Raw genomic sequence first — 16651 nt, 5'->3', positions numbered from 1 at the left:
AATTTTATTGCTGCAGAATACGTTGCGCGTTTTAATTTCGTCATTTTTTCACCCAAATTTGTATGCTTATTAGCATAACATTTCTTTCTTAATGGGTGGCCAAAATCACTGTACCACTACAGATATATTGAAATCAATACTCACGTACTACCACACTTTAAAAGAATGGAGACTAAGCCACTTGAAAGGTTAGGAGGGGCTAATGGAATTGTACAAAATCAAGGCCTTTATATTTATCGTGAAAATAGATTAATTAACGCAGGCGGATGGCTTGGTTTGGCAAAAACCAGTCAATTAGGGGCTTTAGCAAGAGTTGAGGTAAATGTACCTTCTTCTTTAGATCAGGAATGGTCAACAGATGTAAAAAAAGCAAGTTTGCAGCTCCCTCCTAGAATTAAAAAAGAGCTAAGGAAGTTTCTTTCAGATCCAATAAAAAGATCTAAGCGAGTATATACCTATCGTGGAAAACAAGACCAAGCTAATAAATATTGGGATATTCAAGAAAACGAAACAAACAAAGTCATCAGTTATCAGATTTCACCCGAGAATGAAATTTTAATGGAAATACTCGGCAATTTAGATAAAAGCCAAAAGTCACTATTTATTAATTATCTAGGCCAACTTGCAGAAAATTTACCTCTTAATCATATTTACCAAAAAATGTCAGAATCTCCTAAAGATATAGTCCAAGAAAATGTAACGGACTATTTATTAGAATCTATTTTGAACAAAGTATTTGAAGGCTCAAGTAATGAATAATAATCTTTTTGATCAATTAGTATTATCAATTTCAGAAAGGCTAAAAGCTAGCCGGAGCACAGGAGTTAATATTACCCCTGAATTAGTTAGTAAAAATGTAATAAGAACTTTAGCTGAGCTTAAAGAAGACGCGCCAAAGGTTGAGTTTAATGACTCTGATATAAAGGCATTAATCTTTAATATATCCAACGTGTTTACAATTACTGTGGATGAAGAGCTAGTTATATTATCAGATACTCTGATTCAAAAATGGTTTGATTCATCCAAAAAAGATATTGAATGGGGTCATTGGAGTGCTTATGAAAAAATGCTCAAGAAACAAGCACGATCCGAAGCTACAATTAAAGCAAATGAAGATGTAATTAATGCTGTGCTTGATTGCTCTGGAGATCCTCGCAGGCAAGGTCCTTGGGCTAGCAAAGGACTGGTAATGGGTAATGTTCAATCAGGTAAAACACAAAATTATATTGGGCTAATAAATAAAGCGATAGATTGTGGGTATAAGACAATTATTTTACTTGGGGGTCATCTAAACGATCTAAGGCAACAGACTCAAGAACGAGTTGATGAGGGGGTACTTGGTAGGGAATCCAAGCATTTAATCGATATAAAAAAGGGAAAAACATCTCCTATTGGCGTTGGGGAGTTTGGGATAAATAATGTTAATTCCGGTACTACGACAATTGGTGACTTTACTAAACCGTTTGCAGATAAGCTTGGTTTCAGTTTAAGTGGTTCAGATCCTGTTATTTTTACAATAAAAAAGCACTCTGGGGTAATGAAACGGCTTCACGAATGGATTAGAGACCACCATTACTTAGATGTGAAAGAAGGTAAAAAATTAGATAATCCACTTTTATTGATTGATGATGAAGCCGATTATGCAACGGTTAACACTAAACATCACAGAGAAGAAATAACAAGTACAAATGAAGGTGTTAGAAATTTACTATCTTTATTTAACAAGAGCACTTATGTTGGTTATACAGCAACCCCATTTGCAAATATATTCATAGACCCAGATGAGAATACATATTCAGATGAGGATGACTTATTCCCCTCTGATTTTATGATAAAAATTCCCGCACCAAATAATTATTTAGGTCAGAAGTACTACTTTGATGGTTCTTCAAAGGCAATTATTCCGTTAGAAGCTAATAATTCATTATACGAACTAAAAAAAGATAGTGTAATAACAAAAATACCCAAGTCTTTGCAAAAAGCTGTACGGGCTTTTTGTTTAGTCTGTGCTATCAGAGCTATTAGAGGGGATGATAAAGCACACAGCTCAATGTTAGTAAATGTTTCACATCTAAAAGATCACCAGAATAAACTTGAACTTTTGATCCAAGATTATTTCGATGAATTGAAAAATGCATATACAGCCTACTCTGGGCTTGGAATGATAGGTGTTAGATCTAATCCGTTGCTCAGTGATTTAGAAGATACTTTTTATGAAATATTTAAAATAAAAGAAAACTATTCGGATGTATTTAAATACTTGGTTACTCCATTTGACGAGATAAAAGTATCGGCCATAAATCAGTCGAATGGCAAGAATGATAAAGTTTTGGATTACTCTACAAATAGAGAGAATGGGTTAAAGGTTATTGTTATTGGTGGGCATAAACTTTCACGAGGACTTACTTTAGAAGGTTTAGCAATATCTTATTTTACTAGAAATTCAAAAGCTTATGATACTTTAATGCAAATGTGTAGATGGTTTGGTTATCGACCTAATTATGACGACCTTTGCCGAGTATTTATGTCTAGGGAGTCTGAAGCTTGGTATTCGTTCATAGCGGAAGCAATTGAAGAACTCTACAGTGAATTAGGGATTATGCGAGATAGATCCTTCACGCCAAGAGATTTTGGTTTGAAGGTAAGAGAGCATCCCGGCGCAATGATTGTTACAGCAAAGAATAAGATGGGATCCGCTGTTTCGGAAGTTAGAACTCAAGACTTGTGGGGGCAAATTTTAAGGAGATTTAGGTTTAAGAGTGATATTAATCAAAACTCCATTAATTTAAAGTATACAAAAGATTTTTTAAGAAAATTATCAGATGATCGGAATGGCAAATTTTTTAACAAAGTTCCCATGATGTATAAAGATCCAAGAACTAGTTCATTGATTTTTTCAGAAGTTGGCTATGATGATGTAATTAACTTTATAAATAATATAAATCTTCCTGAAGATGATGTAGGTAATAAAGCACTGATACATCAGTTAAAAGAAATGAGTAAAGATAATACAATTCCTAAGTTTAAAGTTGCTATTTTTAATCAAAAAAATATTGGTAATACAACTTGGGAAAAAAATATCGATGACCAGTCTGAAATTGATTTTATAAATACACCATACGACTTGTTAGGTGAAAATATAAATATGCCTAAGAGATTATTACTCTCTAATGGCGATACATTCTATAAACCAAGTGTAAATCTAGGTAATAGTGATGATGAAAAAATATTTTTATCCGAAGAAGAACGAGATCGAATCAAAAGTATTAAGAATAATGCAGTAAGTTATGACTACATAGCATCACCAGATAGAGATTACCCAACTTTAATTATTTATTTTTTTGCAGTAGCAATTGATAAATTAGAGCAAGATAAAGACTCTTACAAGTTAGGGCACGGAAAAATGCCAACGGTGGGTTTTACAGTCGCAATACCTAGGCCTGAACATTTAAAAGGTAAGACTCAAAAAGAACTTAAGAAATTAGTAAAAAATACCAAATATAGTTATCAATTAAATAAAATAGCACAGCGCCTCAGTATTAATTTCATTGAGGAGTACACAGATGAGTAGTTATGATGATTTTTTTAGTAATGATCCTTGGAAGTGTATAGATAAGCCATGCTATCCAGAAGGGCACCGATTATATTTAGATGATGAACGCCTATGGGTTTCGATGGATACTAATGGGCATATACTTTTTTTTATTCACGACAATATCTCTACTGAAATAAGTCCACCAGAAAATTTAGCTGGTATCAAAATTGATTTCGTTAAATATATGAATAACGCAAGTCGATTAGTATGCACCTTAACTTCAAATGATCCCGATCTTAAAAGTAAGTTTATTATAGTTACTAAAGACATTGCGTATAAGTGCTCCGGTTTAAAAGGTCGAGTTCTATTTAAAAAAGTCTTGGATCTAATCGATTCTTGGGCTAGTTTTTTACAGCCACAAAGAAATGGTTTATCAGAGAGTGAATATATCGGTTTATGGGGAGAGTTGTATACTTTGGCTGAGTTTGTTTTAAAAAATTACAGCCCATCAGATGCAATGAGGTTTTGGGTAGGCCCCGAAGGGAAAAAGCAGGATTTTACGTTTAATAAATTAGCGATTGAAGTCAAAACCACTTTTTCAAGTAATGCTCGTTCAATAACAATAAGCTCTTTAGAGCAATTAGAGCAGATAACAGAAAAGTTGTATATCTTACATATTGTAGCAAATCCCTCAGATAATCACGTTGGTCTATCTTTGGAGGAGTTATATGAAAAGTGTAAATGTTACATAAGTAAAGAATTTACATGTGAACTTATTTTCTTTCAAAAAATTTCTGATATGTATGCTAAAGCTACGGTAAAGCAATTGAATAATAAAAACGTATTATTATCTGAAACTATCTATGAAGTTACAGATTCATTCCCTTGTTTAAGACCAATAGATATACCCAGCTCCATAGTTAATGTTAAATACGACTTGCTGATTTCGTCTATTCGTGAATATGAAAGCAAAAAGTCAGTTGAGGAGGTAATTAAAAATGGATGATATTTTAGAATATAAAAATGAGTTGTATAGCATTTCAAATATTGATGCCGATAAAAATTCTATTTTTCCAGAAGAAAGCTTTTTTGAGCATGTGAGCGAAATGCTTTCTGAGGCGGGTATAATGGATGATGTCGAATATTGTCCGTACCGGAATACGCGTAAAGGCATGCGATTAGATGGATATAGTTGGAACGCCTTAGAAAAAACTATATGTGGGATAATCGTTAATTTTACAAATGAAAAAGATTACATAGAAACGCTTATTAACTCTCAAATTAAAGATATAAGTAAGAAAGTAACAAAATTCTTCGAAGGGAGTATTAATAAAGACTTTATAGAAAGTATGGAAGTGACAGATCCGGGCCGATACGCTGCGCAAGAAATAAGTCATTATATTGAAGATGCTCTCAAAATTAGAGTAGTTATTTTTACAGATCAAAAGCTTAGTGACAGAGTAAAAAAACTATCAATTGGTGAAATATTAGACAAGGAAACTTCGATAGAGATTTGGGATATTGAGCGATTAAAAGAGCTCTCATATTCAGATTCTGACTCAGAAGAGTTTACTGTTGATATTAAAGCTCTAGGTGGAGAGTTAAAAGTATTGCCTGCTAATAATTTAGAAAATGGTGTAAGCACATATTTAGGTATTATGCCGGGAACTTTATTAAGTGATATATATGATGAGTTTGGACAACGATTACTAGAAAGTAACGTAAGAACCTTTCTTGATTTTAGAGCTGGTACTAACAAAGGAATGAGAAAGTCGCTTTTAACAGAGCCAGAAAGATTTTTTGCATATAATAATGGCCTAACAGTAACAGCTACAAGTATTAAAACCGAAATTGTTGATGGTCAAACGGTAGTCACTGAGTTGGAGAATATGCAAATAGTTAATGGCGGGCAAACAACAGCTTCTATATATTTCTCACCTAAGGATAAAGGAAAGCTAAAGGGTGTAGATCGAGAATATTCTTATAGTGAAATAGATTTATCTAAAGTTTTTGTCCAAATGAAGTTAACAGTCGTAGGAGAAAAAGAAACAGCCGATATTCTAAAAAGTAATATTGCTACGTTTGCTAATTCACAAAACTCAATTCAACAATCTGATTTAGTTTCAAATCACCCTTTCCATATAAATATTGAGAATCGCTCACGTAAACAGCTAATGCCAGCTGGTAAAACTGGTTTTCCCACTAAATGGTTTTATGAAAGAGCCAGAGGGCAATATTCAACTCAGTTGCGTGCTATGAGTACTAGTCGTAGTAACAAGTTCATTGCAGAATATCCGAAGGATCAAGTCTTTACGAAAACCGATATGGCTAAATATGAAAATACTTGGAGAATGAAGCCCTATGAAGTGAAGCGTGGAGCGCAGGCTAACTTGAAATTATTAGGGCAGGCAATTCTTAAAGAATTTGAGAATAATGAAGATGACTTTGGTGCTGTATTTTTTAATGATTTGGTTTCTAAAATGATTCTTTTTAGAAATGCTGACTATGCAATTCCAAGATCAGATTGGTACAAAGAGGAGAAGGGACTAAAAGCAGAAGTTGTAACTTATACCTTAGCTCTATTAAGGTATAACTTAAGAAAACAAGGGAAAGATATTAGCTTAAAAAGAATATACAATAATCAAGTTGTTAGCCCTAGTTTATTAAGTTTTATAGTTGATTTAGCTTATAAAGTTAGAAGTTGTATTACTGATCCTAATTTTAGAAATGGTGTTGTTAATCCATCTGAGTTTTGTAAGTCAGAGAAGGGTTGGTTGAAATTCCAAGAATTGGAAATTGACTGTAGTTTAATCGATCCAAGTGATTTATTAGATGAAAAACAGTTAAATGATATTCTAAAAGAAAATAATGAAGTTAAAGATACTTCAAAATCAATTTCAGACTTTGAATATGTTATGGGAGTTACAAGTGCAGAATGGCAAAGTATATCTGATTATTACTCAGCAACTTATCCAGCTACGCATAAAAATGTAGGGATTCCTTTAAAGTGTGTAGCCCTTCACTTATACAACAAAGTACCTTCTGATAAACAGATGAAAATGGCGGTTGAAGTTAGAAAAGCTGCTTATATATCAGGTTTCGACTTTGTTTAAATTAATTTAATAATTATTTCACCAATTTGCTGTGCCAAATATGGCGGCACAGCATTCCCTACCTGTACATACTGGTTAGTTCTAGTCCCTTCAAAAATATAATTATCAGGAAACGTTTGTAAGCGAGCGGCTTCACGTACGCTTAAACTTCTGCACTGCTGTGGGTCATAATGAACAAAGTAATGCCCATCTTTTGAGATATGGCTTGTAACTGTCGTAGCATATTTACTGGCAACTTGTACCCTAAATCGATCTGAATGTGTTCCAGTATCCCAATTAGCGTGGGCCGGGGCTAGTTCTTGTGGGAAATGACGAGACTTAGGCGATAAACCTTGAATTTGTGCGTATGCAGCACAGTATGAGTAACGTAGTAAATCATCAACCATATGTCCTCTGGTTTCATGATTTAGAACGACTTTAAGGCTTGGATCGATATACCAAGATTTTAAAGGCTCTGGCATGATTGGATCTTTGTTACTTAAAGCTTTTTCTTTTCTTGTTAAGCCTATTTTTGGTAAAAGATTCAAGCTGTTTGCTGATTCTTCATTAAATTGCTTTGTAAGAATTACTTTTAATTTAGCTGCATTTTTAGTAACCGCTGTTTCCCAATCTTTTGCGTTATCTTTTTGTTTTGAAAAGCCGCTGCGTAAATTTGGTAAGTCACTAATAGCTTGTTCTACGGTAACTTGGTGTTCGCATAGTTTTAGTATTTCTGGGGGGGCTTTAATATCCTCACGTACACCAAGTAAAATTACACGATGCCTAGCTTGAGGTATACCATATTGCTCACAGCGAATTAGGAAATCAGCAGAGTCTTTGTATTGTGGATCTTCCGGGGTTTTGGCATCAACGACTAATGAGTAGATTTTATATTTTGGAATCTTTTTATGCTTTGTTACTGAACCAGGACTACGCAAGTCTTCCAGTATTTGCGGGAACATCACTTGGCCATTTACTTTTGCCGTAAGTATTCCTCTTACATTTTCCATTACAAAAATATCAGGCTTCGCTAGGCAGATTACTTCTAAGTATTCTTTATATAAAAAATGGCGAGTATCTTCTTCTGCGATGTAACTTTTATTCCCAGCATTTCGAGAACGTCCTGCAAGTGAATAAGCTTGGCATGGAGGCCCACCAATTAGTACTTTTGGTCCTTTATGCTCTTTTACAAGATCTTTAATACGCTTATGAATAAGCTTATTATCTTTGCCAAGTTCTTTAGCACCATTGAGAGTTTCTTGATTAGCTTCTGTTGCAATATCAGGGTGAAGTTTAAACAACTCATCTCTTGTGATTTTTCCGTGTAGATAATTATAGTAATTATCTAATGGTTGAGACTTTGTTTTGAGTGAGCGAAAGAAAGCACGAGTAGTAAGAGTTTTATGGGCATGAAAATCTTTCTCGACAGAAATGCCTATTTGAAAAGGTGATTTACCATCTGAGGTTTGGGCTGCTGAAATCCCTTCGCCAAGACCACCAGGGCCTGCGAATAAATCTATAACAAGAATTTCACCGTTTTCCATAACTTTACTACTAAATAATTTAATGACGTAGGATGATACCAGGCTTATACACGGTCTTAAAGTTTTAAATAGTAGCACTACTACTAATAGAACAAATTAGCAGCACTAATTTAAATTTAAAGGCATTAGCCAAGGCAATCCCCCCGTGATCACACCCGAAATTTAATTAATGATGAGTAATTAACAGCATGGATGCTGTTAAAAGCGTAGCTTGGCCATGGATGGCCTATCTACGCTGGTTACGTTCATATTAATTATTTAAATTGAGGAAATAGTGTGATCCTCGGGGCGCCGTGGGTGACGAATGACCAAAGCGTAGCTTTGCAGCTTGAGGAAGTGGAAGCATGGATGCTGACAGGAACCCGGCTTCAAGGATGAATTATTAGCAGCAGAGCTTATTTGAAGAAGGCCGCCCCTTGATTGCCATCGCCAATGCGATATTAAGTCAATTATTTTAAAAGCTACGCTTTTCGCGCGAGCAAGCTGAGCGCCTACAGGTGTTTGGGTGAGCTTTGTAGCGTTAATTGGGATTATGAGCTAGTTACTAAAGAGCTAGTTACGAAAGATAAAGCGCGATGTAAAATCGCGCCTACGCTTTTGTTGAATATGGTGGTTTAATTATTGTAGGTGAGGTTTTATACCTCGCGGGTGCTTTGTAAAAACCAGCCACAAGGCGAACTCCCACCCATAGCTTTAATTTTTTTTGGATTAGTAATGTTGATGTGTTTTTTCACATTTATAGGTACACTATTTTAAAGTTTTAATTCAGGGAATGAATAATGATTAAATGGATCTTACTGGTATTTATTAGCGTATTTACAACTTTTCCTCAAGCTGGTGAGGCTTATACACAAGCCCAATGCGATAGCATTAAAAAGCAGCGAGAAGCTATTCGATCTCAATTTAGAAGTGGCTACAGTAATAAAGAAGGTGAGCGTTTAACTGCACGCGATAAAGCGCTATTTACTTTACTTGCTAATCACTGCAGTAAGCCTAAAAAGAGCGGTAGCGCTTATCAGGCTACTTCTACTCCAACTCGTACGCCTAATAGCAATTGGTTACTCAATCAAAAAGTATCAAACATGTCTTTGCACAGCGATAGCTATAAAGATGCCGCTAAGCTTGATGCTTGGTCAAAATTTTATAAATTGCCTAAACGTTGTCGTAAAAAAGGAATGGAGTCGGCCGATTTCGTATGGTGTAGCGAGTATCGGGGTAAGCAAAAAGAGTTATTTGAAGCACAGTGGCAAAGGCGCCCATAAATATGTTTAAAACAAAATTACGCGTGGTGATTGTATTTTTTGTGCTGCTAATTGCATCGGCGCTCATTGCTAATCATTTTACTGGGCGGGTATTTAATTATCACGATCCTATAGGCGAGGTTAAACGAATTTATAGTAGTTTATCGTCGCAGGTAACTACTGAACCGTTAGCAACTAAACAGCTTAAAAATGTAAGCTCGGCAACTTTACAAAATGTATCAGTATCTGCCGATAATCATTTATCGCAAGCTAACAATACGCGCTGCGTGGATGTATCGTTAGGGAAGGTTAAATATAAACGTAATGGCGATATATTTACGTGGACAGACAGTGACGGTGTGCCGCATTTTAGTGACAAAAAACCGGATTTTGCGGTAGCAACTTACGATCCTGGTTTTATTGAACCGTTAGATTACTTTGACCTCACTTTAAATACGCCTAATTTACCTTCGTCATTTAACCAAGCGTTACGCATAAAACTCAATACTGTATTTAAAGTATATGGACAGATTATTGGCGTGCACGCACTTAAAAAGGTAAAGCTTAATTTAACGGTACTGCCTACGCGCCGCACTTATGAGGCCGCAATTAAGCAACGCAGTGCTGACCCTACAAATACTGCGGGTATGTATTTTCATGCGAGTAACTCTGCTTTTATTCATTATGATAATGCACACAGTGCAATGCGAACTGCCGTACATGAGGCAGTGCATGCCATTAATAAAGCAGTTTTAGGCTACACCCCTAGATGGTTTAATGAAGGATTTGCTGAATACTTTGAGCTTACTAAAAATAATATGCAAACAGCTATTGTTGAGCCGAATAGTTCATGGACGAAAAATAACAATATTACTCAAAGTGTATTTTCAATTGATTCGTTAGTGGGTTTAGATGACTCGTGGAAAAAAGGTGATACCAGCAAGCTGTATGCAAGCAGTTGGGCTGCAATTTACTTCTTAATGGATACGAAAGCAGGGAGAGCGTTACTTAAGAATATAATGCTTGCTGAGCAAGAATTTCTCTGTAATAAGTTATCTGAAAAGCAATTAAAAACGATGATGTATAAGCAGCTTCCTAATCTTAACCGTGAATATTCTAAGCGGTTAAAAACTCCTTTAAAAGTGCATATATTTTAAATTACAAACCAAAAGCGCGAGGTAAACTCCCGCCTACAGCTTTTCTCGCGAGCAAGCTGAGCGCCTACAGGTGTTTAGCTTGGCCTTATTTAAAAGCCAAAGCGCGATGTAAAATCGTACCTACGGGTTTGTTGATAGTGGTGATTTAATTATTGTAGGTAAGGTTTTATACCTCGCTTATAAATGGATTTTTTTTACCATTGAAAAATGAATTATTCTTCTGTTTAACGCTTAAATGTAATGAGGCAATTAACTTTCCTATTCGCCTCATTGTATGAGGCAAATAAATTGTTATTCGCCTCACCATGTGAGGCGAATAGGTGTTTAGGTGAGCTTTGTAGAGTTGATTGGGGTAATGATCTAGTTACTAGAGGGCAAAGCGCGATGTAAAATCGCGCCTACAATTTAAAAGCTTCGCTTTTCGCGCGAGCAAGCTGAGCGCCTACAGGTGTTTGGGTGAGCTTTGTAGCGTTGATTGGGGTGTTTGAATTGTTGTAGGTGAGGTTTTATACCTCGCGGGTGTTTTTATAAGAGCAAAGCGCGATGTAAAATCGCACCTACGGGTTTGTTGAGTGTCGTGTTTGAGTTGTTGTAGGTGAGGTTTTATACCTCGCATGGTGTTTTTATAAAGCCAAAGCGCGAGATAAAATCGCACCTACAATTTAAACGCTTCGCTTTTGCGCGATGTAAAATCGCACCTACAATCTAAAATACTGTGCAATCTACTATTCCAACCGCGTTACTTTCACTTTTATTTTACCCGCATTAGCGCCATAAAAGCGGCTTAGGTCGTTTGCAAATGGGCAAAACTCGCCTGATTTATCTATTTTAATATCGGCGCCGTTGGCTATTTCAAAAAGGTGGTCGTCGTTTTTATTAATAGCACCAATGAGTGAAAACCATTGCGCGCGAGGAAATCGTCTAAATGGTTCGAGTACGGCCATTGGGATTTCTTTTACGCCAAGTTGTACGTTGTCGCGGTTCCAGCCTAATGGCGTGCACTTTATGCCATCGTCAAACCAGTATTGATTTGGATATGGGGTAAAGCGGTACGTAGCGCCTTGCTCTAGCATGAGCCCGGTTGCGTTGTATTGCTCAGAGGCAAATACCATTACATCTTGGCTTTGGTTAATGCTCAGCACACTCATGTTTTGATTAGCCAGTTCTATATGTTGGCTTAAACCAATAAAACTAAGCGTGGTGTTGTCGTTGTAGCTAATTTTGTAATGCAATTTTTTAAGCGACTCTGGGCGGTAACTGGTTAGCTTATTAATGCGTTCGGCTACGCTGAAGTGCACTAAGGGCTCAAGGTTGCTGGCTTCGTCATCAATTAATACATAGCACTCTCTATCTACTAATTTAAAAAACGGGTTAAACCAAAAGTAATTTTGTTGATGACTTAATGCGAGCGGATCGGGCGTTACTGTTACGTCATCTTGTGCTACTAAGTTGCTGTCGGGGAGTAAGGTTTCGTAATCTATGTCGTGGCTAGTGAGTAACGATATATTAAGCGGTTGTTCTATTAACCACTCAAGTGCATAGCGCAAGCTAATATCGGCTAGGCCATCGCGGTAGTAACCACCGCCAATGTCTGAATGCGCACCTGCAAACCATAGCTCGGTAATATTGTTTTGATGGTTCATGAGTGTGGGTTCAAAGGCGCGGCGTTTTTCGTCAAGGGCTACGCAGTGCAGCGCTTGAGTAATGTTGTTGGCAATGGTGTGGTTTTCAAAAATAACGTGCTCTGCGCCACGAGTGGCTTTACTTACTTTTGATAAGCCAATAGAGGCAACGGTATCAAACACACATACATACACGTTGTTGCTTATTAAGGGTTCTAAACATTTAGCAAAGCGTCTGGCAAGCGCAGCGCCTCGGCTAAAACCTGTTAGCAGTATGGTATCGCCTAATTGATAGTGAGCTTTAAAGTCGCTTAACGCTTGATTTAAAATACTGGCTACGTCGTCACCACGAGGTGCAAGGGTTTGGTTTAAAATACGTTTAAGGCGGCTGCCTTTGGTACCAATACCTTGATAATAAAAACTGAGTTGGTTTAAAAATGGAGTAATAGGGGAGTCTTCTAATTTACCGCCAAGCAGCAAATGCAGTTTTAGAATATTTGTAATATTAGAGTCTTCTTTAAAATGATCTGAGCTAAACTGTTCTGCGTCACGGGGCTCGTTTCCTGTGCCGTCAAAGTTAAAAATTAGCGTTTTACCCGTCATAACCCAATTCCCTTAGTTGTTTTAAATACTCTACACAGACAATGTTAAAAATTAAAGACAATATTCATCAGGTAATGACGAGCTAATTTATGGCTCGCCTGCTATGAAGATCAGTGATTATAAAAAGTATAGCTATTTAACGTTGTTTCCTCTAATGGTTTAAGCGCAGAGTTAAGTTGTACCAACTGCTGATAAACTTCAGGGTAAAATATTTTTAATCGGGCAACGCGAGAAAAGTGGTTTGGTTCAAATTTTTCAACAAGCTGCAAAGCTAAAGGAACCATTGGGCTTAACTCACCTTTGGTGTAGCTTTGTTCTAGCGCTAAGTCGAGTATATCTACGCCAAGTTTACTGGGAACAGTCGGTATTTTGTTATCAATTAGAAATTGGACTGCTTCGACAGAAGACGACGCAGCTTGTGTATAAACGTCGCGTCCATGTATATCGGTAATCGAAAAATCAAAACCAAGTTGTGCAAGTTCTTGCCATTGACTAAGCGGAATCCAGCTTAGTCTAACTAACTCTGTTGGAGGGATAGGTAGCGTTCGACTATTCCAAATAGGCACTAAGTCATATGGATTCTTAAGTAACCTAATAAATAGCACGTTTGTCTCTGTTTGATTTAGTGGAGTTGTCTGGCTGTATTCATGTGCTTTTTGAAATTCTTTTTTAGCTAAATACTCACGAAATACACTATCGCTTCTATCTGAAGAGGTACGGCGGGCAAGAGTGTTCCACCAATAATTAACTAAAACAGGGTCTATATTTTGTAATACGTCTTCAAAGTTACTGCCATACTCTTTTTCGATTTTGCGCACTTTGTCGTAAGCATCACTATCTCGTATGAGCTTTTGGGCTGCAAACAGCTTTTCTGTTAATTGATTACAATTGCTTGAGGCTGAATCTAGATCTTCTTTTTTATGTTGTAGCTCTAGTAAAAATTGAGATATTTCAGAGTTATCTGGCTCAGTTACTCTAGGCAGCATAGAGTTTTCAATTATAGAGATTTGGCTAAAGTAGAGGTAACTTAAAGGGTTTGTTTGCTCACTAATAAAAGTACCTTGTTGATATTTAAATTTGTTTTCAAAAAGTAGAGTCTTATCTGATGAATTTTTATAATTAAACTCACCATGGGCTTTATATCCTTCGGCGATTAAGTAATCCATCATATCAGTCTTACTTTTATCTAAATCTTCTAAAGTTAAGTTTCCGTTTTTAGGTAAATTAATTATGGCAATATCTAACGCTGTAAATAGGCCTGCTTTATTGGTTGGCGATACTCCTGCTTGTTTTAATGCTTTTACTAAGGGTAAATTAAATTGGCTAATAGCTAAATCGGCTAAGTTATATAAAACGGTAAAATTGTCATAAATAGGCATATCATTAAGTGAAGGTACTTGCTTCATTAACGCAAAAATATACTCATTAGGTAGACCGTTATTTATAGCTACTGCGAGTTCATTTACCGTAAATTGATTTACTGCGATTACATGCTCAAATTCGTCAATTGAAAGTTTATTTGCATTGAGCATAAGTAGCGTGGCGGGAGAGATAACATTACTACCTTCAATACGAATAAACGACTGCAAATAAGTGGTAAACGTGTCGGAATTGTTTAATAGTGCATAGAGGGTTTCTTTTTTTACATTTTCATCAAGTGGAACGTTAAATGTTAAACCAGCAGGGCTTTGGGTAGCCGAACCTAACTGCTGCACCATCTCTTTTACTTTATCAGTGGTGAAATTTTGAATAGCTTCAATGCCTTGCCAGTCAGCTAAAATAGCTATGCTTTCAATTATTTTATAGTCTTTTTTTTGTTTATCTTTAATCGCTTCTTTAAGTAGCGTTGTATATGACTGATAAGATGCCTCGTACAAACCTGAATACATTAATAGGTCGGCGACAGAAGTACCTTTGTTGAGTTCATTTTTAAAAAATAAAGTAAGCGATTGGTTTATTTCATTTATTTTGTATGCTTTATCAGCCGATTTATTTTTACAAAGGCTAATTTCGTGTTTTAGTTTTACTACTTTCTGTTGTGGGGATGCTTGAACGATCTGCTTTTGTTGTTTTATTTTGGGCTGAACTATATTTGAGGCAGGTTTTAAATTTTGCTTTACTACTGGTGAGCTGGATTGAGCTATAAATATATAAGTTGCCAATACAACCGTAGCAATGGCAATAAGCGCCAGGGGTCCTTTTTTCATAAACGTTAATCCTTTAGGTTCACTATTTCAATTATCCACATGGTACTATTTTAGATACTAATAGTGTAAGAGGCTTTAATAAAGTATTAATTTATTAAAGCCATTTTATAGGCTGCTAATTCAGTTTGCTTTTAATGCAATTTCATTTTAGGGCGCACTACTCGCAGTACTTTTTCGCTTATCCATAATGCAAAGGTTTTTGCGCTACCGTGTATGGCGCGTTGGTGCATACGATATAAAGATATATACATAAAGCGGGCAATTTTACCTTCAATAAAAAAGGTATTGCTGGTTAGGTTGCCCATTAAGTTACCTACCGTGCTGTAGCTCGATAAGTTAACTAGCGAGCCATGGTCGCTGTATTTAAAGCCGCGAAGTGGTTGCTGCTTTAATGTTGCAATGAGATTTTTTTCGACGCACAACGCCATTTGGTGCGCCGATTGTGCGCGTGGTGGTACTTGCTTGCCGTCGGCTTGGGTAAATGCGCAGCAATCGCCTAATACAAAAATGCTTTCGTCAACGGTGCTTTGTAAAAACTCGTTCACCTGAATTTGATTACTGCGAGTAAGCTCAAAAACCCCTAAGTCTTTTATAAAGTCAGGTGCTTTTACGCCTGCCGCCCACACCATTATATCGGCATCAATGTGTTCTTCATCTTTGGTGATAAAGCCTTGTGCGGTACCTTCTTTTACTTGCGTTTGTTCGCGCACGTTTACGCCAAGCTTTAATAGCTCGCGTTTGGCACTAACGGCAATACGCTCTGGTAATGCAGGTAAAATACGCGGTCCGGCTTCTATTAAATGAATATGCAAACGCTTAGACGACATATTTGTTAAGCCATAAAGCTTTAATAGCTCAGACACATGGTAAAGCTCAGCTGAGAGTTCAACGCCCGTAGCACCGCCGCCTACAATGGCAATATTAAGTGATTGCTGTTGGTTGTCGTCTTGATGAAGGCGGGTAAAGCTGTCGAGTAATGAGTGCTGAAAGCGCTCTGCTTGTTGGCTTGAATCTAAAAAGTAGCAATGATCTTTTATGCCGGGGGTATTAAAGTCGTTACTTACGCTGCCAATGGCAATAACAAGGTGATCGTAGCGTACGGTACGCCCAGGTAAAATGGTGTGGCCTAATTCGTCGTTAAGTGGTGCAAGGGTAATTGTTTTATTGCTTTGGTCTATATTGCAAAAAGTACCAAGTTGAAAGTTATAGTGATGTTTTGCGGCATGGGCTGAATACACAACGCCATCTAAATCGGGGTCAATAGAGCCTGTCGCTACTTCGTGCAGTAACGGCTTCCATATGTGGGTGCGGTTTTTGTCTATTAGTAGAATTTCTGCTTGTTTTTTCTTTCCTAGTTTATGACCTAATTGCGTTGCGAGTTCTAATCCGCCAGCACCACCGCCAATAACGACAATTTTAGGTGTAGTAATATTCATAACGTTGCCCTCAAAAATAATATACCCAAATAATCTGTATTATTTTTAGTGTTTTGAGGTTACTTGGGTATGGCAAAAAGTTATTTTTGGCAAACGTGACTATTTATTTTTACGCTATTAGTTTGCGCCTAAATAAAGGATATGTCAGCAAAAAATGCTGAATAAAGGCATATAAGTTATACTCACTTTTTTATCGTTTAGCTGTGCAGTTAAA

General features: G+C 36.6%; 10 protein-coding genes. 6 read left to right on the top strand and 4 right to left on the bottom strand.

Features of this window, described 5'->3' with window-relative positions; genetic code table 11:
* Nucleotides 1-165: 165 nt before the first annotated feature.
* The 4 genes from I6F48_RS16140 to I6F48_RS16125 are packed head-to-tail and all read left to right on the top strand — an operon-like array spanning nt 166 to nt 6648.
* Nucleotides 166-759, top strand: a complete 594-nt coding sequence (locus tag I6F48_RS16140; RefSeq protein WP_197119832.1) for a hypothetical protein — start codon at nt 166-168, stop codon at nt 757-759.
* A complete protein-coding gene (locus I6F48_RS16135) occupies nt 752-3571 on the top strand; it encodes a Z1 domain-containing protein (protein ID WP_197119831.1) in 2820 nt (939 codons plus the stop codon). The genes I6F48_RS16140 and I6F48_RS16135 overlap by 8 nt, the downstream gene beginning before the upstream one ends.
* On the top strand, nt 3564-4541 hold the full coding sequence (locus I6F48_RS16130; protein WP_197119830.1) for a PD-(D/E)XK motif protein: 978 nt from the start codon (nt 3564-3566) through the stop codon (nt 4539-4541). The genes I6F48_RS16135 and I6F48_RS16130 overlap by 8 nt, the downstream gene beginning before the upstream one ends.
* Complete coding sequence (locus I6F48_RS16125) at nt 4534-6648, top strand: AIPR family protein (protein ID WP_197119829.1); 2115 nt, start codon at nt 4534-4536, stop codon at nt 6646-6648. The genes I6F48_RS16130 and I6F48_RS16125 overlap by 8 nt, the downstream gene beginning before the upstream one ends.
* Here I6F48_RS16125 and I6F48_RS16120 read toward each other — a convergent pair.
* The gene (locus I6F48_RS16120; RefSeq protein ID WP_197119828.1) at nt 6645-8171 is read right to left on the bottom strand and encodes a DNA cytosine methyltransferase; all 1527 of its coding nucleotides are present in this window, start codon (nt 8169-8171) and stop codon (nt 6645-6647) included. The two genes, I6F48_RS16125 and I6F48_RS16120, sit on opposite strands and share 4 nt — an antisense overlap.
* 779 nt (nt 8172-8950) lie before the next feature.
* Here I6F48_RS16120 and I6F48_RS16115 point away from each other — a divergent pair.
* Nucleotides 8951-9433, top strand: a complete 483-nt coding sequence (locus I6F48_RS16115) for a hypothetical protein (RefSeq protein WP_197119827.1) — start codon at nt 8951-8953, stop codon at nt 9431-9433.
* A 2-nt stretch (nt 9434-9435) separates the two neighbouring features.
* Complete coding sequence (locus I6F48_RS16110) at nt 9436-10569, top strand: DUF1570 domain-containing protein (RefSeq protein ID WP_197119826.1); 1134 nt, start codon at nt 9436-9438, stop codon at nt 10567-10569.
* 725 nt (nt 10570-11294) lie between these two features.
* On the opposite strand, the gene I6F48_RS16105 is transcribed toward I6F48_RS16110, so the two are convergent.
* The 3 genes from I6F48_RS16105 to I6F48_RS16095 form a co-directional block, all read right to left on the bottom strand.
* Nucleotides 11295-12794 carry a phospholipase effector Tle1 domain-containing protein gene (locus I6F48_RS16105; protein WP_197119825.1) on the bottom strand — a complete coding sequence of 500 codons (1500 nt, stop codon included), beginning with the start codon at nt 12792-12794 and terminating at the stop codon, nt 11295-11297.
* Between the two features lie 110 nt (nt 12795-12904).
* Nucleotides 12905-15001 carry a cupric reductase gene (locus tag I6F48_RS16100; protein ID WP_197119824.1) on the bottom strand — a complete coding sequence of 699 codons (2097 nt, stop codon included), beginning with the start codon at nt 14999-15001 and terminating at the stop codon, nt 12905-12907.
* A 131-nt stretch (nt 15002-15132) separates the two neighbouring features.
* Nucleotides 15133-16437 (bottom strand): NAD(P)/FAD-dependent oxidoreductase, encoded by a 1305-nt coding sequence (locus tag I6F48_RS16095; protein ID WP_197119823.1) that lies wholly within the window; start codon nt 16435-16437, stop codon nt 15133-15135.
* Between the last annotated feature and the right edge of the window lie 214 nt (nt 16438-16651).

Source organism: Pseudoalteromonas sp. SWYJ118, assembly GCF_015864505.1.
Classification (GTDB): Bacteria; Pseudomonadota; Gammaproteobacteria; order Enterobacterales; family Alteromonadaceae; genus Pseudoalteromonas; species Pseudoalteromonas arctica.
The sequence above is the reverse complement of the archived record's forward strand: the minus strand, read 5'-3'. Positions and strand labels throughout refer to the sequence as shown.